Consider the following 23,649-nt stretch of genomic DNA (forward strand, 5'->3'; position numbering starts at 1 on the left):
ACTCCGTTTCGACAGGAGCCACAAGGTTCAATAACTTTCCCAAGGGTTTCTCAGGCGTTTCTCAGGACAGCCTTCAAGCGGGCGGTCATCGCGATCACCACATTAGAGGCAACAGACAGGAGTTCCCCAATGATGCCTCCCTTTGATACCGCATTGCTGCGCCACCCGGCTGCCCGGCACAGATATAGCGTTTCCGGATCGCAAATCGAACCACAAAACAGGATCAGAAAGACCGCGTTCAGATGGCTATCGTGGTTCGCATTTCGTCCGGCAGAACAGGGCCAGCAAATCTAGCTGGCCCGCTTCATCCCCATCACGCGCGCACGCGCACGCGGGTCGCTGTCAAACAGCGCCGCCAGCTGCTCGGTCATCGCACCGGCCAGCTGATCCACATCGGTGATCGTCACCGCGCGGTCATAATACCGGGTCACGTCATGACCAATACCGATGGCCAGCAACTCTACCATCTTGCGCTTTTCGACCATGGCGATCACATCGCGCAGGTGTTTTTCCAGATAATTCGCGGGGTTCACGCTCAACGTCGAATCATCCACCGGCGCGCCATCCGAGATCACCATCAGGATCTTGCGCTGCTCGCGCCGCGCCAGCATCCGCCGATGCGCCCATTCCAGCGCCTCGCCGTCGATGTTTTCCTTCAGCAGACCTTCTTTCATCATCAAGCCCAGATTGGGCCGCGCCCGCCGCCACGGAGCGTCCGCGCCTTTGTAGATGATGTGGCGCAGGTCGTTCAGACGACCGGGCTGCTGCGGGCGGCCATCGTTTAGCCACGCCTCACGCGCCAAACCGCCTTTCCACGCCCGGGTGGTAAAGCCCAAAATCTCGACCTTCACGTTGCACCGCTCCAGCGTCCGCGCGAGGACATCGGCGCAGATCGCGGCAATCGAGATCGGACGTCCCCGCATCGACCCCGAGTTATCCAGCAACAGCGTTACAACCGTATCGCGGAATTCGGTATCCTTTTCGACCTTGAAACTCAGCGGCGTGGTCGGGTTCGCAACCACACGCGCCAGACGGCCGGCATCCAAGATGCCTTCCTCGCGGTCGAACTCCCAAGACCGATTCTGTTGCGCCTGCAACCGGCGCTGCAGCTTGTTGGCCAGACGGCTGACGGCGCCTTTCAAGGGCTCCAGCTGCTGATCCAGATAGGCGCGCAACCGCTCCAATTCCGCAGGTTCCGCCAAATCCTCAGCGGGAATTTCTTCGTCATTGGTGTTCAGATAGACCTTGTAGTCCGGGTCGGCATCGGATGCGGGCGGTGGGGCAGGCGGCTCCATCGGGGCCTCACCCTCAGGCATTTCGGCCTCATCACCCATCTCATCTTCGGCCATCTCATCCATCGAGACTTGTGCCTGAGATTGATCCTGCTGCTCTTCCTGAGTCTGCTCAGGGGTCGCGTCGGCGTCCTGTTCGTCCTGATCGTCCTGACCGGTGCTGTCGGGATCGGGCTGCTCCTCGGCGTCGTCCTCGGCCTGATCTTCCTGCTCGTCGTCCAGCTCATCCGGGTCATCGCCCAACTGGTCGCCGTATCCCAGATCCTTGATCATCTGCCGCGCGAACTTGGCAAACGCCGCCTGATCCGAGAGCACTTCATCAAGGTTCTCCAGCACGCCGCCAGCTTGTTCCTCGATAAACCCGCGCCACAGGTTCATGACATTCTCAGCCGCAGGCGGCAGGTCGCGCCCAGTGGCCAGATGCCGGATCAGATAGCCCGCAGCCACCGACAAGGGCGCATCCGCAGGCTGCTTGCATTGGTCATAGCCGCGCCGGATCGCCTCATGCCCGATCTTGACGTCGATGTTGCTGGCTGTGCCGGGCATATCCCGTGCACCCATCGCCTCGCACCGTGCGGTTTCCAAAGCCTCATAAAGGTCGCGCGCCATATCACCCGGAGGCGCATAGCGATTATGCGTCGCATCGTCATGATACCGGCGCTGCAACGCCAGCGCATCCGCCGTGCCGCGCGCCAGCAAAACCTCTTCCCGCGTCATTCGGCGGCTGACCTGAGGCAACCGCATCGACTCGCCCGATAAGCCAGACGGGTCGACCGTATAGCTCACCGACAACTCGGGATCGTCGGCCATCACTTTAGTGGCCTCGGCTAAGGCCTTCTTGAACGGATCAGCGGGGTTGTCGTTTTGTTTACTCATTAGTCTGCCCCTGCTTCTTGAAGCGTCATTTCTTCACTTGCCAGACGAGCCAGCACGTCCACATGCACATCCAACGCATCTACAACAGTATAGCCCGGATCCTGCCCATCAAAAGCAAGGTTCAGATCGGTACCGGCCAACACGACAGCGTCGGCGTTCAAATCATCCACCATACGGCGGCCTGCATCCAGAAACAGTGCGCGATCCGGATCGGAACAAAATCCGGCGACTGCCATATCCTGATAGGTTTGCCCCAGAGTTTCGATCTCGTCTTCCAGCGCGACCGCCCGGGTTTGCACAAGCTGACCATAGAGATTTGTCTGCATCACAACCCGAGTGCCCAGCAACCCAATGGTCCCAAATCCCTGAGAGGCGAAATAGGCGTCTAAAGGGCTTACAGCCGAAACCAATGGAATTGGAGATAATGGTACTGTCTCATCATAGCAAAAATGCCCACCCAGTGAGGTGATCGCCGCACAATCTGCACCTGCTGCCTGTAACCGGTTCAACAACCCGGCATAGACCTGCGCCTGCGTGTCCCGCTTGTCGGCCAGATTGTTACGGATCAATTCCTGCACATCCGCATTCACGATGGTCAGTTCAAGCGGTTTTCCACGTGCAGCCATGGCCGTGGAAAGTCGCTGATAATACACCACCGTTGCAGCAACGCCGATCCCGCCAATCAATCCGATATGCATGGCGGACCTCCTGTCACCCCAGACTGACGCTCGCAGCGCTTTCCGGCAGTTCCTCATCAAAGCACCGCTGATAGAACTCGGCCACGGTCTGGCGCTCCAGCTCATCACACTTGTTCAGGAAGGACAGGCGGAAGGCATAGCCCACATCGCGGAAAATCTCGGCATTTTGCGCCCAGTTGATCACGGTCCGCGGGCTCATCACTGTCGACAGGTCGCCGTTCATGAACGCGGTCCGGGTCAGGTCGGCGACGGTGACCATCTGGCTGACGGTCTTGCGGCCCTTCTCGGTGTTGTAATGCGGCGCTTTCGACAGAACGATCATCGTCTCGGCATCGTGGCTCAGGTAGTTGAGCGTCGAAACCAGAGACCAGCGGTCCATCTGCGCCTGGTTGATCTGCTGCGTGCCATGATACAGGCCCGTCGTATCACCCAGACCCACGGTGTTGGCGGTGGCGAACAGGCGGAAATTGGGGTTCGGCGTGATGATCTCGTTCTGGTCCAGCAGCGTCAACTTGCCGTCATGTTCCAAAACACGCTGGATCACGAACATCACATCTGCGCGACCGGCGTCGTATTCGTCGAACACGATCGCGACCGGGTTGCGCAGCGCCCAGGGCAGGATGCCCTCGTGGAATTCGGTGACCTGCTTGCCGTCGCGCAGCTTGATGGCGTCTTTACCGATCAGGTCGATCCGGCTGATATGGCTGTCCAGGTTCACACGCACGGCGGGCCAGTTCAGGCGCGCGGCAACCTGTTCGATATGGGTCGATTTGCCTGTGCCGTGATAGCCCTGGATCATCACCCGGCGATTGTGGGCAAAGCCCGCCAGAATCGCCAGCGTGGTTTCGGGGTCGAATTTATAGGTGTGATCGATGGCCGGAACCCGATCACTGTGTTCCGCAAAGCCTTTGACCGCCATGTCGGTATCGATACCGAACACGTCACGGACCGAGATCTCTTCGGTGGGTTTTGCGTTGATATCAATCGATCCGTCAGCCATGCGCGTCGTCCTTATCCTTTGTCCCGTTTCCCGGGTTTGAACTTGTGTGTGGTGCAACATATTCCGGACAAGGGCAAGGGAAAGCCGCGCGCGATGCGGCGTTTGCAAAACCAACAGCAAAAAAACCCTCCAACCATCGTGCGCGTGTCGTTTTTGTGCAAAGCCGCAGTATTTGCCGAGTTGACAGCCGTTCCCTCGGCATGACACTTCTCAGCCGTCCACGGTTCCCAAAAGCCCAAGGCTGAGGGATGAAAAGGGAATACGGTGCGGCACCCACACGGGGTGCCAATTCCGTAGCTGCCCCCGCAACTGTAAGCGGAGAGCGACGCCGATATGCCACTGGCCACATGGCTGGGAAGGCCGGAGTCGCAATTCCCCGCAAGTCAGGAGACCTGCCGTTGACCCCCCGGTGGACACCGGGACTCAACCCGGCTGCTTTATGCCGGATCAACCTGAACGGCCGCCGGGTGAGGCGGCAGGAGATATAAAATGCATATTGAACCGGGCATCGTAGACGGTGCCAAAATCGTACTTTCCTACGCCACCGCAGCCGGTGCGGCGACTTATGCGGCCAAAGAGGCGCTGAGCGCCATCCGCACTTCGGGAGCGGCATCGCTGGCCGTCCGAACCGCCCTGGCAACGGTGTGCACCTTCGTGTTCTTCCAAGTCCTGCCACATTTCGCGGTCGGCGTGTCCGAGGTCCACTTTATTCTGGGTTCGACCCTGTTCCTGCTGCTGGGGGTGGCCCCCGCCGCGTTTGGTCTGGCGCTGGGTCTGTTGTTGCAAGGTGTGCTCTTTGCGCCTTTCGACCTGCCGCAATTCTTCATCAACGTGACCACGCTGCTGGTTCCGCTGTTTGCTGTGCAGGCACTGGCCAAGCGCATCATCGCGCCGGGCACCGCTTATGTTGACCTGAAGTATCGTCAGGCACTGGCACTCAGCACCGCATTTCAGGGCGGTGTTGTCGCCTGGGTCGCGTTCTGGGCATTCTACGGTCAGGGTTTCGGGGCTGAAACCATGGCTTCGGTTTTTGCCTTCGGTGGCGCCTACATGCTGGTCGTGATCATCGAGCCGCTGGCCGATCTGGCCGTGCTGGCTGTTGCCAAATCCCTGCGTGGCCTGAACGGCACCGGTCTGGTGACCCCGCGCCTGTATAACGCAGCCTGATCTAAGCGATCTGTACCACTCTCACGGCCCCTTTTGGGGCCGTTTTTCTTTTGCGTGACGGCAGTGCCTGAAGCAAGCCTGACCTGCTGCTCAACTCGAAACAGCATGCTTTCGCATCAACCGCGAATCCAGATTGATCGCATCAAGCCTCGTTGCTCAGGGGCATAGCAGGCGCGATTCGTATCCCTAATCAGCCACGCATGCGCGACCGGCTGCGATTACTTGAAATTCCGACTGTCCTTGATCTGATCCCAGGCCCAGACGACCTCTTGCAGCTGTTCTTCCTGTGAACGGTCGCCGCCGTTCATGTCCGGATGCAGGACCTTGATCAACTTCTTGTAAGCCTTGCGCACCTCGGCCTTGGTCCAACTGTCATTGGCTTCCAGAATCTCGACCGCACGACGCTCGGTGGGGGGCAGACGACGTCCGCCACCGCCCGAGGTGCGGCCCGGATTCTTGGTTGCGTTCTCCCCCAACACCTGATGCGGGTCCTCGATGCCCAGACGGGCCCAGGCGCGCGCCTCGGGGTCGCCCATGGGTTTGGTCTCGCGCTCCCACACCTTGTCCTTGGAGCGCTGCGCGTTCAGCTCGGCCTCGGTGGTGCCATCAAAGAAATTCCACTTCTGGTTATACTCGCGCACATGCTGCTGGCAGAACCAAAAGAAATCATCCAATACGTCCGGCGCTTTGGGCGCGCGGAACTTGCCCGCCTCCTCACACCCTTCGTGATCGCAGATCCGGACCGAGGTTTCAGACGCGCCCGACATCCCCCGACGCCCGCGCGGGTTCTTTTTCTTGGAAGTGGAAACGGACATATCAAATCCGAAGGGGTCTGATTTCACCATGCTCTGATCCTTACGAACGCATCTTTTCGACTCGGAGGCAGCAGTTTAGTCTAAGCAGCCGAAAGTAGAAGAGGGGGGCGGCAATAAATTTGCCGCTGAGCATAAAAATGAACGTGACCGACGAAATCAGAACTTGCCTGCAAGCCGCCTTTGACCCGCACGAGCTGGACGTGGTCGATGACAGTGAAAGCCACCGGGGGCATTCCGGATATCAAGAGGGCGGTGCCAGCCATTTCAACGTCCGCATCCGCGCCGCCGCGTTCGAGGGGCAATCCCGCGTCGCCCGCCACCGCGCTGTCCATGCCGCACTGGGCGATATTGTCCCGCGCATTCATGCGCTGGCGTTGGATATCGGCGCTTAGGACACTGATGCCCGATGCGTCCGCAAGGCGCCCGTTTCACCGCCGCAGCGACCGGCGGATGTTGCGCCTTGTGATTCTCTTGTGTTTTGTGTGTGAAGTGCAGTCCGGGCCTCTCAGGTTGATAGCTGTTCTTCATGAACAGGCCATGCGTGTGCCAAGCGCCGAAATAACGGGTTAAACGGCCCTTTCGGCATGGATTCGTTGCCTGAACACAGTGCCTGACTTACCCTTTTTGGAATTGGTGGTGACAGTGATTTAGGGTTTGGTTTGAGACTATTATTTGTTCAGGCCGGTTTTGGGCCTGGGGGGGCAGAAAAGGTTATTGCAATGCTGTCGCGGCATTTTGCGCAGCGCGGTATCAGTGTGCATGTGACTGCGTTCAGCATGCCAGAGAACGGCCCTTACTTCGACATGCATGAAACCGTTGAAACCAGCGCCATGAACGGCAGGTCCGGACAGTTTCGCCGCATCGCGCATGTGCGATCGGTTGTGCGTGAGTACCGGCCCGACATCGTCATTTCCTTTCTGACCAAGGTCAATGTCGTCACCTTGCTTGCCACATCCGGCATGCGTATTCCCGTGATCATTTCAGAGCGGAACAACCCACGACTTCAGGATGCCCATCCGATGTGGTCAAAACTGCAGGCGGTCCTGGGGCTGAGGGCGACAAAGGTCGTGGCTCTGACCCACAAAGGACTGGCCGATTTGCAGCCGTCGCTCAGATGGCGCGGCGTTGTCATACCCAATCCGATTGTCCCGTTTGCGCGCGTGGCCTCTGCGCACACGGGCGAGGCTCAGCGCCTGGTGTCCATCGGTCGGCTTGTGCCGCAAAAAGGCTTCGACATGTTGCTTAAGGCGATGCGGCGCATTCACTCGGCCTGCCCAGACGTTACGCTGACCATTTACGGGGAAGGTGCGCAGCGCCCGGCGCTGGAGGCGCAGCGCGACGCATTGGGACTTGAAACAGTTGTTCAGCTACCGGGCAATACGCGGGAAATGGGCGAATGGGCGCATGAGACCGACATTGTTCTTGCAACGTCACGATACGAAGGCTTTCACAACGTTATTGCCGAAGCAACGGTCAGCGGCATTCCGGTCATATCATTCGATTGCGATTATGGTCCGTCCGATTTGATCAATCATGGCCAGAACGGGCTGTTGGTGCCCCCCGGGGACGTCGACAAACTCGCCGAGTCGGCCCTGCGCCTGATACGAGAGCCGGAAACAAGGGCCCTGATGGCGGCCAGATCGCAGGATATGCGCGACCGGCTGTCCCCCGATCGCGTCTTTTCCGAGTGGGATCAATTGGTCTCTGACGTGGCGCAATAGACCGCACCCAAATGTACGCCAAACCTGTCTGCCATCTTGGTAAAAGACCAAGGGGCCGCGAAATGCACCTTGCTGGTTTTGGCCTTTGGGGCGCTGGCCCAGCCGCTATTGGCAGGTATTTGGTGCGTCAAACTCAGGATCAGGCGTGAAAGCAGAAAGCAGTGTTTTTGTCCTCAGCGTTGTCAAACGCCTTGTAAACCTGGCCAACTGCGTTGCGTCTGTGTTCCGAGCGCGCAGATGCGTGCGGATTGCGACGTGATCGTTGATCCAGCGCAGCGTGTTGATCTGGCACCCGACAGCGTCGGCGCAGGCTTCTGCGAATTCACGGATCACGGCAGGTGTTTTGGCTCTTGAGTTGTTTAAAGGCGGACACGGGAAGGTTTTAGTAATCTTGCAATCCTCAACGTTTGCGGAGCCGTCCACATAATCCGGGTGCGGCTCATAATAGAACACCACCTCATTCACACCCTCCACCATTGGGGTGTCGGCGTCGCTTTGCCAATCGGTCTCGGGCAAGCGGGACCACGACCGCATATCAATCACCGATATGCTGTTATCTTCGCGCTGCACCAACTGCACCGGTGCGCCAAACAGCCGGAATTTTCGCGCAGCCAGAGGTACATGTTCGCGCGACCAAATATGTGCTTTGCCTTCGGTCAATTCGATGGCCCTCGCATAGGCTGCCGCAGCCGCCTGCATTGTCGAACCGGGCTGTTTCTGTGTGCGTTCCAGATCCCGTAAAATGCGCTGAATATCCAGGATATTCTTAATTCGGGCCCGCATATCCTCAACATCTGTCACGTCGGTCAATTTGACCATGTCTTTTGGAACTTCGAACGCATCAGGGTGCCAAGACAGTTGGGCCGTCAGCCCCCAGCTATTCTGTATTGGAAGCGCAGAACCAAAAATGTCTTGCGCAGAAACTGTCTCTTTCGACCTGGCATTCGCAGAATCCTGTTCCTTTTTTGCAATGTCGATACCAGTCGGTACTTTGGGGGTGATAGTGACCCCTTGAGCCTCAAGGTCTTTTAGGGTTTCTGAAATAGTCCTTTCGAATTCACCAGCCAGATCCTTTAGCCCGTTGACAAGTTCCGGGTCTGAAAAACCGTACGCAAGGCCCAGACCAAGCATGGCGCCCCTAATACTATCCAAATGTTCTGCATCCGGAGTTTCAAAACCCAATGAGACGCTCAGTTCGGACTCAACGTTGAAGCACCTCCATGAATACTCTTGCTCTAAATTCCAATTGGGGGTCTCTTCAATATACGCCTCGGCGCTGCAACTGATCGGTTTTGAGCCGTCCAGAAAACCGTGCATCCACTGCCACAAGTCCGCGCGGTTTTGACGAAACTCTGTCACGCTTTGCAGCCATTCAGTTTCAAGGCAACGCAGCTCGGTCACCGGGTCGGCCATGGCGTCATGCCACGGCGTGATAACCGCGATACACGCTGCCGCAAACCGTGGGAAAAGTTTCATTCTTTTATAAATCTTAACGTCTGAATTTCATCTATGACTAGAATAATTTTATGTCGAATAAACTCTGTTTCAGTTTGTCCAAACCGCCACCGACAAAGCCGGACCTGATCAGGTCTTTTCGTCCCCTTCCGCTTCCTCGGTCTTTTTCAACGACAAAGGCGGCTCTTTCGCGTCCTCGGAAATTGGCTCAGGGGCTTTGACGGTATCGGGCCCCGGAATCGGGCGCGCCATCGGGGCGTCTTCGATTTCCACGGGTGCCCCAACCGATGCGACACTGCTTTCCGTTTCCACCACGCGGCGAAACACCAGCACATTGCGCCAGTTCACGGTCGACCCGGTCAATCCGGTCCGCTCCTCGCTGGGCAGCAATTCAGCGCGTAGATATTCCCAACCGTCCTGTCCCATCTGGTTCAACAACTGCTCGACCGACGCGGCAAAACGCCCTTCAACCGACTTCACACCCTTGGCTTTGGTGCCTTTCTGGGGGGCGGGGACGACCTTGTATTCGTAGCGCTGCATCAACTGTTCCTAAATGCCTGTTGCGGTCAATGTAACAGGTTGATCCCTGGACGAAAGAGACGTCGCACCGCCAGCGGATTTCAGCCCTGACTGTTGCCTGTACTCTGCGCCGCCTTGGCGACAACCGACAGGCACAGTTCTGTCGCCAGCGCCATGTCCTGCACCGAAATCCACTCCATTGGCCCGTGAATGCACTGCATGCCGGTGAACAGGTTGGGGCAGGGTGTGCCGAACTCGGTAAGGCGCGACCCGTCCGTGCCGCCCCGGATCGGGACGGAAATGGGCTCGATCCCCATCTCACGACAGGCATCGCGGGCCAGATCGACCGGCGTCATGTCCTTTTCCAGCCAATAGCGCATGTTGCGGTACTGGTGCGAAATCTCGCATGTGATCTTGGCGCGTGGCTCTGTCGCCTGCACGGCGGCGCAAACCTGCCGCACCAGATCACCTTGCGCCTCCAGCGCGTCCATCTCGAAATCGCGCAGGATCAGCTTGATCTCCATCTCGGACGAGCCGCCATTCAGGTCGGTGACATGGATGAAGCCTTCGCGCCCGTCAGTGACCTCGGGTGTCATGGTCGCCTGTGGTAGGGTCTGCACGATCTTGGCCGCCAGATGCGCGGCATTCACCATCTTGTCCTTGGCCAGCCCGGGATGGATCGAAACACCTTCGATCTTTATCACCGCGCGGTTGGCCGAAAAACTCTCATACTCGATTTCACCGGCTTCCTGCCCATCCAGAGTAAAGGCAAAATCGGCACCCAGATCCTTGGGCAGCTGTTCGGTAACACCGCGCCCGATCTCTTCATCGGGGGTAAAGGCAATGCGGATGGGTCCATGCGCGATCTCCTTACTCTCCAGCAGGTGCCGCGCCATCGTCATCAGAATCGACACACCGGCCTTGTCATCGGCACCCAGCAGAGTGGTACCCGACGCGGTGATGAGATCATGGCCGACTTTCTCGGCCAGATAAGTGTGCTCGGCAGGTGACAGAACCAATTCGGCGTCGTCCGGGAACGTAATGTCGCCCCCGTTATAGCCCTTGATCACACGCGGCTTCACACCCGTGGCGTTGAACTGCGGTGCGGTATCCACATGGGCCAGAAAGCCCACCGTTGGGCCGGGGGCGGTGCCCGGAATGGTTGCCACCACGACGCTGTCACCGGTCAGTTCGACATCCTGCGCCCCGATCTCGGTCAACTCCTGCTGCAACAGGTTCAGCATGTCGAACTGAATCTGCGTGCTGGGGGTCGTGGGGGATGTCTCGTCGCTCTGACTGTCGATGACCGCGTAGCGGACCAACCGGTCTTCGAGTTCCTGATCAAATCTGTTCTGCATGATACCTCACCTCTCTTACGCGGAAGAAAGGAGGCAATCGGAACTGGAGTCAAGCCGATGGCCTGACCTCGAAAACATGCAAGATGTTAACTCTGCATTATGTACAAATTGTACAAACCGGGTTTCGCGAGGCGTACGATTTGTACGTTTTACGATCCCAGCTTCTTGCTGACCAATTCGTTAACGGCCTTGGGATTGGCTTTGCCACCGGTCGCCTTCATGACCTGACCGACGAACCAACCCGCCAGTTTCGGGTTCACCTTGGCCTTCTCGACCTGTGCCGGATTGGCCGCGATGATCTCGTCCAGCGCAACCTCTATAGCGCCGGTATCGGTCACCTGTTTCATACCGCGTTCTTCAACGATCTGCGCCGGGTCACCGCCCTCGGTATAGACGATTTCGAACAGGTCCTTGGCGATCTTGCCCGAGATGGCATCCGAGGCGATCAGATCAATGATCCCACCCAGCTGCGCCGGCGATACGGGCGAGTCAGTGATGTCGTGATCTTCCTTCTTCAACCGGCCAAACAGCTCGTTGATGACCCAGTTCGCAGCCAGCTTTCCGTTGCGACCCTTGGCGACCTCTTCGAAATACCCGGCGGATTCCACCTCGGCTGTCAGCACCGATGCGTCATAATCTGTCAGAGTGAACTCGCTGATAAAACGCGCTTTTTTGTCATCCGGTAGCTCGGGCAGCGTGGCGGCGATGTCATCCACCCATGCTTGCTCGATCTCCAAAGGCAGCAGATCAGGGTCGGGGAAATAGCGATAATCATGCGCTTCTTCCTTCGACCGCATGGACCGCGTTTCGCCCTTGTCCGGATCGTACAGACGGGTTTCCTGATCGACGGTGCCACCGCCTTCGACGATGGCGATCTGGCGGCGTGCCTCGACCTCAATCGCTTGCTGGATGAACCGCATTGAGTTCATGTTCTTGATCTCGCACCGCGTGCCCAGATGCGAAAAGTCCTGTGTTTCCTGATACTTCTCATACGCGCCCGGCAAGCAGATCGAGACGTTCACGTCCGCCCGCAGGTTGCCGTTCTGCATATTGCCGTCGCACGTCCCAAGGTACCGCATGATCTGGCGCATCTTGGCAATATAGGCCGCAGCCTCTTCAGGTCCGCGAATATCGGGGCGTGAAACGATCTCCATCAGGCAGACACCGGTTCGGTTCAGGTCGACAAAGGACATGTTCGGATCCATGTCGTGGATCGATTTACCCGCGTCCTGTTCCATGTGAATGCGTTCAATCCGCACGATCCGCGCGGTGCCGTCACCCATTTCGACCAGCACTTCACCTTCGCCCACAATAGGCTGATAAAGCTGGGAAATCTGGTAACCTTGCGGCAAGTCAGGGTAGAAATAGTTCTTGCGGTCAAAGGCCGATTTAAGGTTGATCTCCGCTTTCAGGCCCAGCCCGGTGCGCACGGCCTGTTCGACGCAATATTCGTTGATCACCGGCAACATACCGGGCATCGCGGCGTCAACAAATGCCACGTTCGAGTTCGGCTCGGCCCCGAATTGGGTCGACGCGCCCGAGAACAGTTTGGCATTGGATGAGACCTGCGCATGCACCTCCATCCCGATAACCAGTTCCCAATCGTGCTTGGCCCCGGCAATGGTTTTGGGTTTGGGCATTTCGTATGTCAGGTCGAGCATGGCGCGCCTCATTTCCGCAAAAGTCTAAGCCTGCGTATTAGGCCCGGCACGCCCAAGGAGCAAGGGGGAAAGGCAGTCAAACGCGCAAATCCTGCGCCGTTTAGTTCCGCGAAAACTGCAGGCCCGATGGCGTAAAGGTCACGTTCTTGCCACTGCGCAACTCATCCCGAAACAGGTCGCCGATGGCCCGCAGCGCATCCCTGTGACCACGCGCAGCAAACCGTTCGGGTGAGTTGATGCGAACGCTGTTATTGAATCCATCAGCAGCATGCGCCCAAATCAGCGGATGCAATTCGGTCAGGTGATCGCGGATCAGCCAGTTGGCGGTTTCGCGCATCTGGGTGCGAACCAGATCAGCCCGATCATCAAGGCCCAACCCGTTCTGTAAGGTGATTGCACAATAGGCAGACAGCATGTTGATCATTTGCTGATCGGGACGCAGCCGCACGATGTCGCGTATGCCTTCAAGGAAATACTCCACATCCACCCGCGCGCAGGCTTCTTCGTCCAATGCAATGGCGTCGAATTGGACCCAGGTGTAGCCGCCCGCACCCCATGTGTTTTGCGTCCGGGCCGCATTGCGCAGGGCCTGAAGTTCCAGCTCTTCATAGCTGCCGAACCAACGCGGCAGCAGATGACTACCCATCGCGCGCATGTGACGTTGGTTCTGTGGATCCAGCGTGATCAGCCGCTCATATTCATCCGCGACCCGCGCCGTGGCTTTGCGTTGACCAGCCAAAAGCGCGCAGCTTGTGGCTGCAATCAAGGGGCTGTCGGGCAGGGCAGCTTTGCATGCCGGCAAGATGGCGGCAGCCCTGTCAAAATGCGCGGCACAGCGCGACCGGTGCAATGGCGGCAAAGTGGCGTCCGACGCAGTCCCACGCCAAGCCCAGGCAAGGTCGATGTGCGCCAATGCCACAACCAAGGCGATCATCGGGTCGTCGGGGTGTTCAAGCATCTCCCCTTCAAGCTCGGAGATGCCGCCCAATAGATCGTAGTCCGAGATGGCCTTGCCGTCTGACAAGGCGTGCTCTGCAGCCAAAACCACATCAGAGCGCGCGCCAAAGGCCAGCAAGTCGGCGATCGGCATACCGTCGGGTGCAACTTTGCGCATGTCATCCGCCGCGCGCATTTCTGATGACAGGTCTTCCCACCGATCCTGACGCGCCAAATCGCGACCATGTTCGATGGTCGCACGTCCGATCAGGTCTTGGGCGCCCAGCTTTGCGACAGGGATATTGAGTTGCCCCTGATCAGGCAGTGCCGCAGCCAAAGCGGTTTTTGTTGCGCACAGATCAGGCGCAGTTTGTGATAAAGAAGCGTGCAATGGGGCAATAAACGCCCTGAAAAACCGGAACATGGTAGAACTCGAAACTGAAAAACACTGGTAACTGATCTTGAAGTCTGGCCGCAAAATGGCGCCACTTCAAGTCAATTACTTGTTAGTTTGCAGATTTGCAGGTCAATCCGGCCCAATGGCTCGGATCGTTTCAAAAAACAGTGAAATGATGCCGTTCAACGCGAAACCCGGCCGATTGCAGCACGTCTTCAAACTGTCTGTGAGGTGGGACGGACTCATCCGGCAGGCGTATCCGCTTGCCAGATGTCAGAACCACAGTAACCCGAACCGAAAAGTCCCAGCGCGTGTCGAAACGAAAGAAATCAACGTCTTTTACCTCGATCTCCCCCTGACGTTTGCCCGTATGCCAGCGCAGTTGTTCCTGATCCAGGGTCAAGCTGGCACTGCTATCGTGCACAATGTCCCAAATCGCCGGGAGTGTCGCCAGAGACAACAGCCCCATCAGCCACCAGGCGGCGTCAAACAGAATCACAAGCGCAAGCAGTGCGGCATACACACCAATCAGAATCACGACAACTTTCGAAGTCCCGTTCTGGCGGGTGAACGTATACGGGGTCATGCGCCGAGGATGCGGGACACCATCTCGGTCGTGTCGCGCGACAGGTTTGGTGTTTCGGCAATGCGGGTCAGTTGCGCGCGCATCAGGTCCTGACGGCCCGCATCATAGCGCGTCCATGTCTGAAAAGCCGCGCACATCCGCGCCGTTGTTTGCGGGTTCACGGGATCGAGCCGGATCAGCCAGTCCGCCAGCAGTTGATACCCGGTTCCGTCGGTTTGGTGAAAACCTGCATGGTTCATCGCCAACGCACCCATCACGGCCCGGAATCGGTTTGGGTTTTTCCAATTGAAATCGGGGTGTTCGGTCAGTGCACGGGCTGTTTTTGGTGTCGCCTCAGGGGAAGCCATCGATACTTGCAGTCCGAACCACTTGTCCATCACCAGACGGTCATGTTTCCACTGGTCGTAGAACCCGGCCAATTCCTCCTCGCCTTTGCGGGCGCGCAGTAGGCAGGACAGGGCGGTCAATTGCAGGGTCATGTTGTCGGCGTTGGCATAAGCGTCAGCGGCCATGGCGCCACCGTCCAGACGCGAGGTCAGTGCCAGAGCGGCGCTGCCAAGCGCGCGCTTGCCGGATTGCTCGGCGTCCGGGGAATAGGGCGCGTCGACCATTGCTTCGCCATGCAGGCGAGGCAACAGGTCCTGCATGTGCTGAGCCGTTGCCTGTCGCAGCGTTTCAACCGCCGCCCAGATCGCCATCGGGTCAGGTGTGTCGCCGCGTTCATACAGGGTTGCCGCCAGCTCTGACTGAGCTGGCAGACCCAACATCAACGCGCGGTAGGCAGGGTCCAATTCGCCGTCTCGCAGCACAGACAGCAACCCATCGAGGTAATCGGCATCGGGCGCCGCTTCGTCCGAAATCATCCGCAACAGCGTATCCTGCGCCAGCGACCGCCCGGCTTGCCAACGGTTGAACGGGTCGGTGTCGTGGGCCAGCAGAAAGGCCCGCTCGGAATTCGTCTGGTCCTGTTCAAGGATCACGGGTGCCGAAAAATCACGCAGGATCGACGCCACCGGCCTGGCCGCCAGCCCGGTAAACTGGAAGCTCTGTTCAGTTTCGGTCAGTTCCAGAACTTCGGTACTGCGCACCTCATCCCCGTTTGGCCCCAGCAGGCCCACGGCCACAGGAATCACTTGCGGTTGCTTGTCGTCCTGACCAGGCGTCGGTTCAGTCCTTTGACTGAGGGTCAGAGTGTAGGTGCCATCGTCCCAAGCCTCGGCCACCGCAATGCGGGGTGTGCCGGATTGGCTGTACCAGCGCTTGAACTGGCTCAGGTCGCGGTCAGTGGTGTCTTCGAACACCTTCAGCCAATCCTCGATCGTGCAGGCCTGCCCGTCGTGACGGTCGAAATACAGATCCAGCGCCTTGGCATAAGCCTCGTCCCCGACCAAGCGTTTCAGCATGCCGATGATCTCGGCGCCTTTTTCATAGACCGTCGCTGTGTAGAAGTTGTTGATTTCCTGAAAGCTTTCAGGGCGGACGGGGTGAGAGAGCGGTCCGTTGTCCTCGGGGAATTGACGCGAACGCAGGTCGATCGCATCGTGGATGCGTTTCACCGGGGCCGAGCGCATGTCGGACGTGAACTGGGCGTCTCGGAAGACGGTCAGCCCCTCTTTCAGGCACAGTTGGAACCAGTCGCGGCAGGTGATGCGGTTGCCGGTCCAGTTGTGAAAATACTCATGCGCGATGATCGCCTCGATCCGTTCGAAATTGGCATCGGTCGAAGTTTCCGGGCTGGCCAGAACGGCAGAGGAGTTGAAGATGTTCAACCCCTTGTTCTCCATCGCGCCCATGTTGAAATCGTCGACGGCGACGATGTTGAACACGTCCAAATCGTATTCGCGACCATAGACATCCTCATCCCATTTCATCGACTTCTTCAACGCCTCCATGCCGAAGGCGCATTTACCCTCATCACCGGGGCGGACCCAGAGGTTCAGTTCAACCTCGCGATCGGACATGGTGGTGAACTGGCCCGGATGGGCGATCAGGTCGCCGGCGACCAGTGCGAACAGATAGGCGGGTTTGGGCCACGGGTCGGTCCATTCGGCCCAGCCTTCGCCCTTGGCCGTCGGGTTACCGTTAGACAGCAGCACCGGCAGGTCACCGTTGATCCGGACAGTGAAGGTGGACATGACGTCGGGCCGGTCGGGGTAATAGGTGATCTTGCGAAAGCCCTCGGCCTCACACTGGGTGCAATACATGCCGTTGGACATGTACAACCCTTCCAGCGCAGTATTGTTACCCGGATCAATCTCGACCTCGGCCTCCCAGATGAATGGCGCGTCGGGGGTGATCGCGGTCAGTCCTTTGTCGCTAAGCTCGGGTGTGATTTCGCCCCCGTCAATCGCAGCACGAATCAACGTCAGCTCTTCGCCATGCAGAAAAAAGGTGCGGTCGGTGGCGTTTGGATTCGGACGAAACGCAATGCGCGAGGTGACGCGTGTGGCGTGTGGCGTCAGATCAAAGGTCAGATGCACGCTGTCCACCAGATAACCAAATGGTGTGTAATCCTTCAGGTAGATTGTCGTGGGGGCGGCGTCGCGCATCGGGGGGCCTCGTATCGGTTGTGACTGGCGCGACGTTATGGGCTCTGGTTCTGGCCTGCAAGCGGTGCGGGCCTGCTTGTCAGCCAACGCATCAAATGCATGATGATTTCGTTGTGACCTGACGGATTGGCCGAGACAGGTGTGACACGTGTTGCCTATCGGAAACTTCCGTCCTATTTGAGGTCAGTATACAGTGGCGTACAAAGGCAGGAGATGTCGAACATGAGCAGTAGGGAAACCCGGAACGGGCTGCAGATTGCCTGGGAACTTGCGGATTTCATCGAAAATCGGGCGCTGCCAGAGACTGGCGTTTCGTCCGATACGTTCTGGGCTGGCCTTGCCCGCATGATCGAAGAGCTTGGGCCGAAGAACACGGCGTTGTTGGCGAAACGGGCCGAGATTCAAGGCCGCATCGACGCCTGGCACATTGCGCATAAAGGGCGGGCCAACGATGCCGCTGCGTATCAGGATTTCCTGCGCGAGATCGGGTATCTCGTCGAAGAAGGCCCCTACTTCCAGATCGAGACTGCACGTGTAGACCCCGAGATTTCCCACATCCCCGGCCCGCAGTTGGTGGTGCCGATCACCAATGCCCGGTTTGCGCTGAACGCTGCCAATGCGCGCTGGGGCAGCCTGTATGACGCGCTTTATGGAACGGATGCGTTGGGCGATCTGCCTGCGGCGGGTGGCTATGACACCGCGCGCGGCGCCCGCGTTGTTGCCTGGGCCAAGGGGTTTCTGGACGATGCGGTTCCCCTTGCGGTTGGATCGTGGGCTGACGTTACAGGGCTGAGCGTCGAAGACGGGGCTTTGGTCCCCGCGCTGGCCGACTCCAACGCATTTGCTGGGTTCGGAGGGACGGTTGAAAAACCAGATTTCGTGCTGCTGAAAAACAATGGCCTGCATATTCAGATCATGATCGATCCGATCAGCGTTATTGGCGCGTCCGATCCGGCGGGGATCGCGGATGTTCGACTGGAATCGGCACTCTCCACGATCATGGATTGCGAAGATTCGGTGGCCTGCGTCGATGCTGCCGACAAGGTCGTGGCGTATGACAACTGGCTGGGCCTGATGAAGGGTGACCTGACCGAAGAGGTCGCCAAGGGCGGAAAGACCTTTACCCGCAAACTGGCCGGGGATGTCGCGTTCACTACAGCCAGCGGCGGGCAGGCCTCGCTGAAAGGTCGTTCGCTGATGCTGGTGCGCAATGTTGGGCACCTGATGACCAACCCCGCCGTTCTGGACGCTGGCGGCAATGAGATTGGCGAAGGTCTCATGGACGCGCTGAGCACCACGCTGATCGCGATGCACGATCTGCAACGCGACGGGGGCAACTCGGTCGAAGGGTCGGTCTATGTGGTCAAACCCAAGATGCACGGCCCCGAAGAAGTGGCGTTCTCGGTCGAGATTTTCGACATGGTCGAGGACATTCTGGGCCTGCCGCGCAACACCGTGAAATTGGGCATCATGGATGAGGAACGCCGAACCTCGGTGAACCTGAAAGAGTGTATTCGCGCCGCGAAATCGCGGGTCGCTTTCATCAACACAGGTTTCCTCGACCGCACTGGCGACGAGATCCATACCTCGATGGAAGCGGGCCCGATGCTGCCCAAAGGTGACATCAAGAATACACCGTGGATTGCGTCTTATGAGGATCGCAATGTCGATATTGGTCTGGCATGCGGTCTGAAAGGCAAAGCTCAGATCGGCAAGGGGATGTGGGCGATGCCCGACCGGATGGGTGAAATGCTTGAGGCCAAGATCGGTCACCCGATGTCGGGCGCGACCTGTGCCTGGGTTCCGTCGCCGACGGCTGCAACGCTGCACGCGACCCACTATCACAAAGTGGATGTTCTGGCGCGTCAGGATGAGCTGGCTGCCGGTGGTGCGCGCGGTACGCTGGAGGATCTGCTGACTGTTCCATTGCTGGGCGGCCGCAATCTGAGCGAAGAAGAGATCACCCGCGAAATCGAAAACAATGCGCAAGGCATTTTGGGCTATGTGGTACGCTGGGTCGATCAAGGCGTCGGCTGCTCCAAGGTGCCGGACCTCAATGATATCGGTCTTATGGAAGATCGCGCGACCTGTCGGATTTCATCTCAGGCGCTGGCCAACTGGCTGCATCACAATGTGGTCGGCGAAGCGCAGGTGATGGCAGCGATGCAGAAAATGGCCGCCGTTGTGGATCGTCAGAACGAAAGCGATCCGGAGTATACACCGATGGCGCCCAGCTTTGACGGCATCGCGTTTCAGGCCGCTTGCGATCTGGTGTTCAAGGGGCGGGTTCAACCGTCGGGCTATACCGAGCCGGTTCTGCATGCGCGACGGCTGGAGTTGAAGGCCAACTGCGGGTAAGTCTTAGGAAAGGTTGGGGGCCACTGGCCCTCTGGCTGTTCAATGTCCAATTTGACACGAGGAAACGTAAATGTCGGTTTCACTGCGCAAGGCACGTACCATTATCCGTAAAACTCTGGAAAATGGACATGAGATGGAGTTGAAGCCTCTCTCGGTCGTTGTTCTGGACGCGGGCGGTCATGTCATCGCCTTTGAACGTGAAGACGGCGCGGCCCCCGGTCGTTTTGCGATTGCGCATGGAAAGGCTTACGGATCGGTCATGCTGGGCATGGCGGGCACGGCGCAGATGCAACGGGCCGAGGCGCAGGCGTACTTCATGGCGGCTGTAAATGGCGCCTACGGTGGGCAGGTCGTGCCGGTTCCGGGCGGTGTTTTGTTGCGCGATCGCAAGGGTGCGGTGATTGGGGCCGTTGGTGTGACAGGTGACACGTCGGACAACGATGCGGCTGCGGCACTGGCGGGGATTGAGGCGGCTGGCCTGACCGGCGAGATTTAATCCGTGTCAACGCTTCGCGGTGTTGCCGAGATATTATTGGAATAATTTCCCGACCTATACCCCGTGATCGGGATAATGTTTCGATAACTACGTAACAATTGGAACAATATGTGCGAAACTGAACACGTCGTTGCGCTATCACGCAGGGCGTGTTTTGTTGCACGATTGACCCGCTGCAGATAGCTTCCTTGTTAAGCAATACAAAAACAAGGAAAGCGGAATGGCTCGGCCCGTCGTCGGTATTATCGGCAACTCTTACATCATGAACGATCAATACCCGACCCATGCGGGTGGGACGATGAATTCGGATGCTGTGGCCAATGTGTCAGGGTGTCTGCCACTGCTGATCCCCGCCGATCCGCGCTATGTTTCTGTGGATGAGTTGTTGGACGTGTGCGACGGGTTTCTGCTGACCGGTGGGCGCCCCAATGTGCACCCCGAGGAATACGGAGAATCCGCCACGGACGCACATGGTGATTTCGACCGGGCGCGGGATGCGATTACCCTGCCTCTGGTCCGGGCCTGTGTGGACCGGGGCCAGCCATTCATGGGCATCTGCCGCGGGTTTCAAGAGGTCAACGTGGCCATGGGGGGCACGCTGTACCCGGAAATCCGCGACTTGCCGGGTCGAATGAACCACCGCATGCCGCCTGATGGCACTTTGGAAGAAAAGTTCGCCCTGCGCCATGTTGTGAGACTGGCTGACGAAGGCGTGTTCCACCAAGTTTTTAAGGCGTCCGAGGTCATGACGAACACATTGCATGGGCAAGGTCTCAAAACCGTTGGGCAGCGCGTTGTGGTTGATGGCCATGCGCCGGATGGCACGCCAGAAGCGATCTATATCAAGGACGCACCCGGTTTTACGCTGTCGGTGCAATGGCACCCCGAATGGGATGCGATTAATGATCCTGTCTCGCGGCCTCTGTTCGAAGCATTTGGCGCGGCGGTGCGCGGCTGGGCCGCTGGTTCGGATACGCAGTTAATCCAGCAATCTGCGTAATTTAGGCACCGGACCAGCAAGAGAATAACTGGACCGGCGCGTGGTGATCAAACCAGCAAATTGAACTGATTGATCAGCGGCAGGCTGCGCGCGCGTTCTCCGGTCAGATCAAACAGGGCATTGCCCAGTGCGGGCATCGAGGGGGGCGTACCGGGTTCCCCTGCGCCACCCATATGGCGGTTGGTCTCGAGAACGCGCACTTCGACATGCGGCGCAGTGTGCATGCGCATTGCGTCATAGTCGGGGAAATTGGTCTGTTCGACTTCGCCCTCAGCGAAGGTAATTTCGCCGTAGCAAGCGGCCGACAACCCGTACATCATGCCGCCGAACATCTGTGCCTTGACGTTTTCCGGGTCCAGCGCCAGCCCCATGTCACAGGCGATCCAAGCTTTGTTGACGCGGATGGTGCCGTCTTCGTCCACCACCTCGATTACTTGCGCCACCGGTGTACCGAAACTGTAAGTGAAGGCGACGCCGCGGCCGACACCTTCGGGTGTCTTACCTGTCCAACCAGACATCTCGCGCACGGCTTCGAGGCAACCGGCTGAGGGCGCATGTTCGGTCTTCATCAACTCCAACCGGAACTCCAGCGGATCACGGCCGGCGGCATGGGCCATCTCGTCCATGAATGTTTCGTGGAAGAAGCCGTTATGGCTGTTGCCGACAGATCGCCAGAAACCAACGGGAACTGCCAGATCGGCGATGTGGCCGCTCATGCGGTAATTCGGCACCGCGTAGGGTTGGTTGAAAAACCCTTCGACCAGCACCTTGTCCGGGCCGGCTGGGGGCAGGCCGGTATAGCGTTGAACTGCCTGCTGTGTGCAGGATTGCGCCGCGACCTTGCCGTCAATCAGAACTGCTTTGCCGTCTTGGATTGCGCCCCGCATCCGCGCCATCGCGCCGGGGCGAAAGTAGTCGTGGCGCATGTCTTCTTCACGGCTCCAGGTGGTCTGAACAGGGGTGCCGGGCATGGCCATGGCAACCTTGGTGGCAATCTCGCCGAAATCCAGCTCGCCCCGGCGGCCAAAACCACCGCCCAGATACGTGGTGTGGATCTGCACTGCGTCAGTATCCAGATTGGCAGTGTTGGCGACGCGGAACTGGATCAGGGTTGGGGCTTGATTGCCGCACCACAATTCCAGCGCATTACCGGTGAAAAGGGCTGTCGCGTTCATTGGCTCCAATGTCGCGTGGGCCAGAAAGGGCGCCTGATATTCTGCTGTGATTTCAGTCGCGCCTTCGATCAGTGTGCCAACATCACCATCATCGCGCATGGTCGAGTTCGGAGCATCATCAAATGCCTCGGCAATCTTGGCGAAGATCGCGTCAGTCTCAGGCGGATAGGGTGCGTCGCCCCAATCCACGTCTATCGCTTCGACCGCCTGAATGGCCAGCCATGTGTTATTGGCAATGACTGCGACGCCGGTACCCAGATCGACAACCTTCTCGACCCCCGGCATGGATGTCGCGGCGCTGTCGTCAAATCTGTTCATTGCGCCGCCCAGCTTTGGGTTCATCCGAACACTGGCGAATTTCATGCCGGGCAGGCGGACGTCGACACCAAACTCTGCCGTGCCGGTCGCCTTCTCGACCATATCCAGACGCGGCTGGGTTTGTCCCAGATAGCGCCACTCGGACGGATCGCGCAGAGGCACTTCGACTGGTTCCAGCCCAGCCGCGTCCACAGCCAGATCCGTATAGGCGATCTTGTCGCCGTTGGGCGCAATGACATACCCCGAGGCGGTCCGCAGGTCCGCAGGTTCAACGCCCAGTCGGGTGGCCGCTGCCCGCTTCAGCGTTTCACGCGCTGATGCACCGGCGTGGCGCATCCGTTCGAAACCGTCTTTCATCGAGGTTGAACCGCCTGTGACCTGCAGGCTAAGGACTTTGCCCAAAACACCCAGAGCCTCGCCCAGATTGTGCTGGAAATTCGTGATGTCATAGCCTTTGTTGGGCAACCCTTCACCAACCAGGGCCGAGTTGTAATAAGCCGCCGCAGCCGGGCCATGCAGAACGGTGACCTGGTCCAAGTCGACGTCCAGTTCTTCGGCGATCAAGGCAGCCCAAGTGGTTTTCACGCCCTGACCCATTTCCGCACGCGGCGCGAACAGGGTGATGCCGTTCTGGTCAATCAGAACAAACGGGTTCAGGGCAGCCTCGCCCTCACCGGGTATCAGTGGGTTGGGGGCTGGGCGATTGACGAAATAGGCGCCAAAGGCCACGCCGCCGACGATTGCAGCAGAGCCAATCAGGAATGTACGGCGGAGGATTTTACCAATACGTGCCATCGTTTATGCCTCCTTCAGCTTGGCGGCTGCGTCGTGAATTGCGGTGCGGATGCGCGGGTAGGTGCCGCAGCGGCACAGATTGCCCTGCATTGCCTCGTCAATCTCGATGTCCGTGGGGGTCGGGTTTTCTGCCAGCAAGGCAGCAGCCTGCATGATTTGACCGGATTGGCAGTAGCCACATTGGGCCACCTGATGATCGACCCAGGCTTGCTGGATGGATGCCATTGTGTCCGGCGTGCCGACACCCTCGATCGTGGTCACATCGCCCCACACATCGGACAGGGTCACCTGACAGGATCGCACAGCCTCACCGTCGATATGAACCGTGCAGGCCCCGCAAGCGGCCACGCCGCAGCCGAATTTGGTTCCGGTCAGACCGACCTCATCGCGCAGTACCCAAAGCAGGGGCACATCGTCCGGTAAGTCTACCTGATGAGATGTTCCGTTGATCTTAAGGGTGGTCGCCATGGCGGACCT

Annotated in this window: 19 protein-coding genes and 1 riboswitch; of the genes, 6 read left to right on the forward strand and 13 right to left on the reverse strand. The window is 58.6% G+C overall.

All coding sequences use genetic code 11. The features are described 5' to 3' along the window. Positions 1–290 precede the first annotated feature (290 nt). From cobT to cobS, 3 genes are read right to left on the reverse strand one after another with little or no spacing between them, the layout of a single operon-like run. The gene (gene cobT, locus HW561_RS02185; protein WP_176861580.1) at positions 291–2,168 is read right to left on the reverse strand and encodes a cobaltochelatase subunit CobT; all 1,878 of its coding nucleotides are present in this window, start codon (positions 2,166–2,168) and stop codon (positions 291–293) included. After that, a complete protein-coding gene (locus tag HW561_RS02190) occupies positions 2,168–2,866 on the reverse strand; it encodes an aspartate/glutamate racemase family protein (RefSeq protein ID WP_176861581.1) in 699 nt (232 codons plus the stop codon). Before HW561_RS02190 ends, cobT begins: the two co-directional genes overlap by 1 nt. A 13-nt stretch (positions 2,867–2,879) precedes the next feature. Beyond that, on the reverse strand, positions 2,880–3,866 hold the full coding sequence (cobS, locus tag HW561_RS02195; RefSeq protein ID WP_176861582.1) for a cobaltochelatase subunit CobS: 987 nt from the start codon (positions 3,864–3,866) through the stop codon (positions 2,880–2,882). Between the two features lie 204 nt (positions 3,867–4,070). Continuing rightward, positions 4,071–4,280, forward strand: a riboswitch (cobalamin riboswitch). Positions 4,281–4,355: 75 nt separating this feature from the next. Between cobS and HW561_RS02200 the strand changes: the two genes are divergently transcribed. Further along, on the forward strand, positions 4,356–5,033 hold the full coding sequence (locus HW561_RS02200) for an energy-coupling factor ABC transporter permease (protein ID WP_176861583.1): 678 nt from the start codon (positions 4,356–4,358) through the stop codon (positions 5,031–5,033). Positions 5,034–5,251: 218 nt separating this feature from the next. Here the strand turns inward: HW561_RS02200 and HW561_RS02205 are convergent, their stop codons facing one another. Next, positions 5,252–5,878, reverse strand: a complete 627-nt coding sequence (locus HW561_RS02205; protein ID WP_176861584.1) for a J domain-containing protein — start codon at positions 5,876–5,878, stop codon at positions 5,252–5,254. A gap of 107 nt (positions 5,879–5,985) precedes the next feature. Here HW561_RS02205 and HW561_RS02210 point away from each other — a divergent pair, with 107 nt between their 5' ends. Both HW561_RS02210 and HW561_RS02215 read left to right on the forward strand, forming a co-directional pair. Then, positions 5,986–6,240: a BolA family protein gene (locus tag HW561_RS02210; protein WP_176861585.1), complete on the forward strand. Its 255-nt coding sequence runs from the start codon at positions 5,986–5,988 to the stop codon at positions 6,238–6,240. Positions 6,241–6,507: 267 nt separating this feature from the next. Then, positions 6,508–7,569, forward strand: coding sequence for a glycosyltransferase family 4 protein (locus HW561_RS02215; protein WP_268952712.1), 1,062 nt, complete (start codon positions 6,508–6,510; stop codon positions 7,567–7,569). Positions 7,570–7,674: 105 nt separating this feature from the next. Here the strand turns inward: HW561_RS02215 and HW561_RS02220 are convergent, their stop codons facing one another. The 7 genes from HW561_RS02220 to pepN all read right to left on the reverse strand — a co-directional run bounded on the left by HW561_RS02220 (position 7,675) and on the right by pepN (position 17,030). After that, positions 7,675–9,045 (reverse strand): hypothetical protein, encoded by a 1,371-nt coding sequence (locus tag HW561_RS02220; protein WP_176861587.1) that lies wholly within the window; start codon positions 9,043–9,045, stop codon positions 7,675–7,677. A gap of 108 nt (positions 9,046–9,153) precedes the next feature. Beyond that, positions 9,154–9,564 (reverse strand): DUF4177 domain-containing protein, encoded by a 411-nt coding sequence (locus HW561_RS02225; protein ID WP_176861588.1) that lies wholly within the window; start codon positions 9,562–9,564, stop codon positions 9,154–9,156. 80 nt (positions 9,565–9,644) lie between these two features. Continuing rightward, a complete protein-coding gene (gene pepT / locus HW561_RS02230; protein WP_176861589.1) occupies positions 9,645–10,901 on the reverse strand; it encodes a peptidase T in 1,257 nt (418 codons plus the stop codon). Positions 10,902–11,050: 149 nt separating this feature from the next. Further along, positions 11,051–12,562, reverse strand: a complete 1,512-nt coding sequence (gene gatB / locus HW561_RS02235) for an Asp-tRNA(Asn)/Glu-tRNA(Gln) amidotransferase subunit GatB (protein ID WP_176861590.1) — start codon at positions 12,560–12,562, stop codon at positions 11,051–11,053. A 100-nt stretch (positions 12,563–12,662) separates the two neighbouring features. Continuing rightward, positions 12,663–13,835 carry a hypothetical protein gene (locus tag HW561_RS02240; protein WP_235962753.1) on the reverse strand — a complete coding sequence of 391 codons (1,173 nt, stop codon included), beginning with the start codon at positions 13,833–13,835 and terminating at the stop codon, positions 12,663–12,665. A gap of 217 nt (positions 13,836–14,052) precedes the next feature. Beyond that, on the reverse strand, positions 14,053–14,481 hold the full coding sequence (locus HW561_RS02245) for a hypothetical protein (protein WP_176861592.1): 429 nt from the start codon (positions 14,479–14,481) through the stop codon (positions 14,053–14,055). Then, complete coding sequence (gene pepN, locus HW561_RS02250; RefSeq protein WP_176861593.1) at positions 14,478–17,030, reverse strand: aminopeptidase N; 2,553 nt, start codon at positions 17,028–17,030, stop codon at positions 14,478–14,480. Before pepN ends, HW561_RS02245 begins: the two co-directional genes overlap by 4 nt. Positions 17,031–17,252: 222 nt before the next feature. On the opposite strand from pepN, the gene HW561_RS02255 reads away from it, so the two are divergent. The 3 genes from HW561_RS02255 to HW561_RS02265 all read left to right on the forward strand — a co-directional run bounded on the left by HW561_RS02255 (position 17,253) and on the right by HW561_RS02265 (position 20,884). Further along, positions 17,253–19,388, forward strand: coding sequence for a malate synthase G (locus tag HW561_RS02255; protein WP_176861594.1), 2,136 nt, complete (start codon positions 17,253–17,255; stop codon positions 19,386–19,388). A gap of 70 nt (positions 19,389–19,458) precedes the next feature. Continuing rightward, the gene (locus HW561_RS02260) at positions 19,459–19,884 is read left to right on the forward strand and encodes a GlcG/HbpS family heme-binding protein (protein ID WP_176861595.1); all 426 of its coding nucleotides are present in this window, start codon (positions 19,459–19,461) and stop codon (positions 19,882–19,884) included. Between the two features lie 220 nt (positions 19,885–20,104). Beyond that, positions 20,105–20,884 carry a gamma-glutamyl-gamma-aminobutyrate hydrolase family protein gene (locus tag HW561_RS02265; protein ID WP_176861596.1) on the forward strand — a complete coding sequence of 260 codons (780 nt, stop codon included), beginning with the start codon at positions 20,105–20,107 and terminating at the stop codon, positions 20,882–20,884. Positions 20,885–20,931: 47 nt separating this feature from the next. Here HW561_RS02265 and HW561_RS02270 read toward each other — a convergent pair whose 3' ends face one another. After that, positions 20,932–23,172 carry a xanthine dehydrogenase family protein molybdopterin-binding subunit gene (locus tag HW561_RS02270; protein WP_176861597.1) on the reverse strand — a complete coding sequence of 747 codons (2,241 nt, stop codon included), beginning with the start codon at positions 23,170–23,172 and terminating at the stop codon, positions 20,932–20,934. A 3-nt stretch (positions 23,173–23,175) separates the two neighbouring features. Continuing rightward, positions 23,176–23,640 carry a (2Fe-2S)-binding protein gene (locus HW561_RS02275; protein WP_176861598.1) on the reverse strand — a complete coding sequence of 155 codons (465 nt, stop codon included), beginning with the start codon at positions 23,638–23,640 and terminating at the stop codon, positions 23,176–23,178. Between the last annotated feature and the right edge of the window lie 9 nt (positions 23,641–23,649).

The sequence above is a fragment of the Ruegeria haliotis genome (assembly GCF_013377785.1).
Classification (GTDB): Bacteria; Pseudomonadota; Alphaproteobacteria; order Rhodobacterales; family Rhodobacteraceae; genus Ruegeria; species Ruegeria haliotis.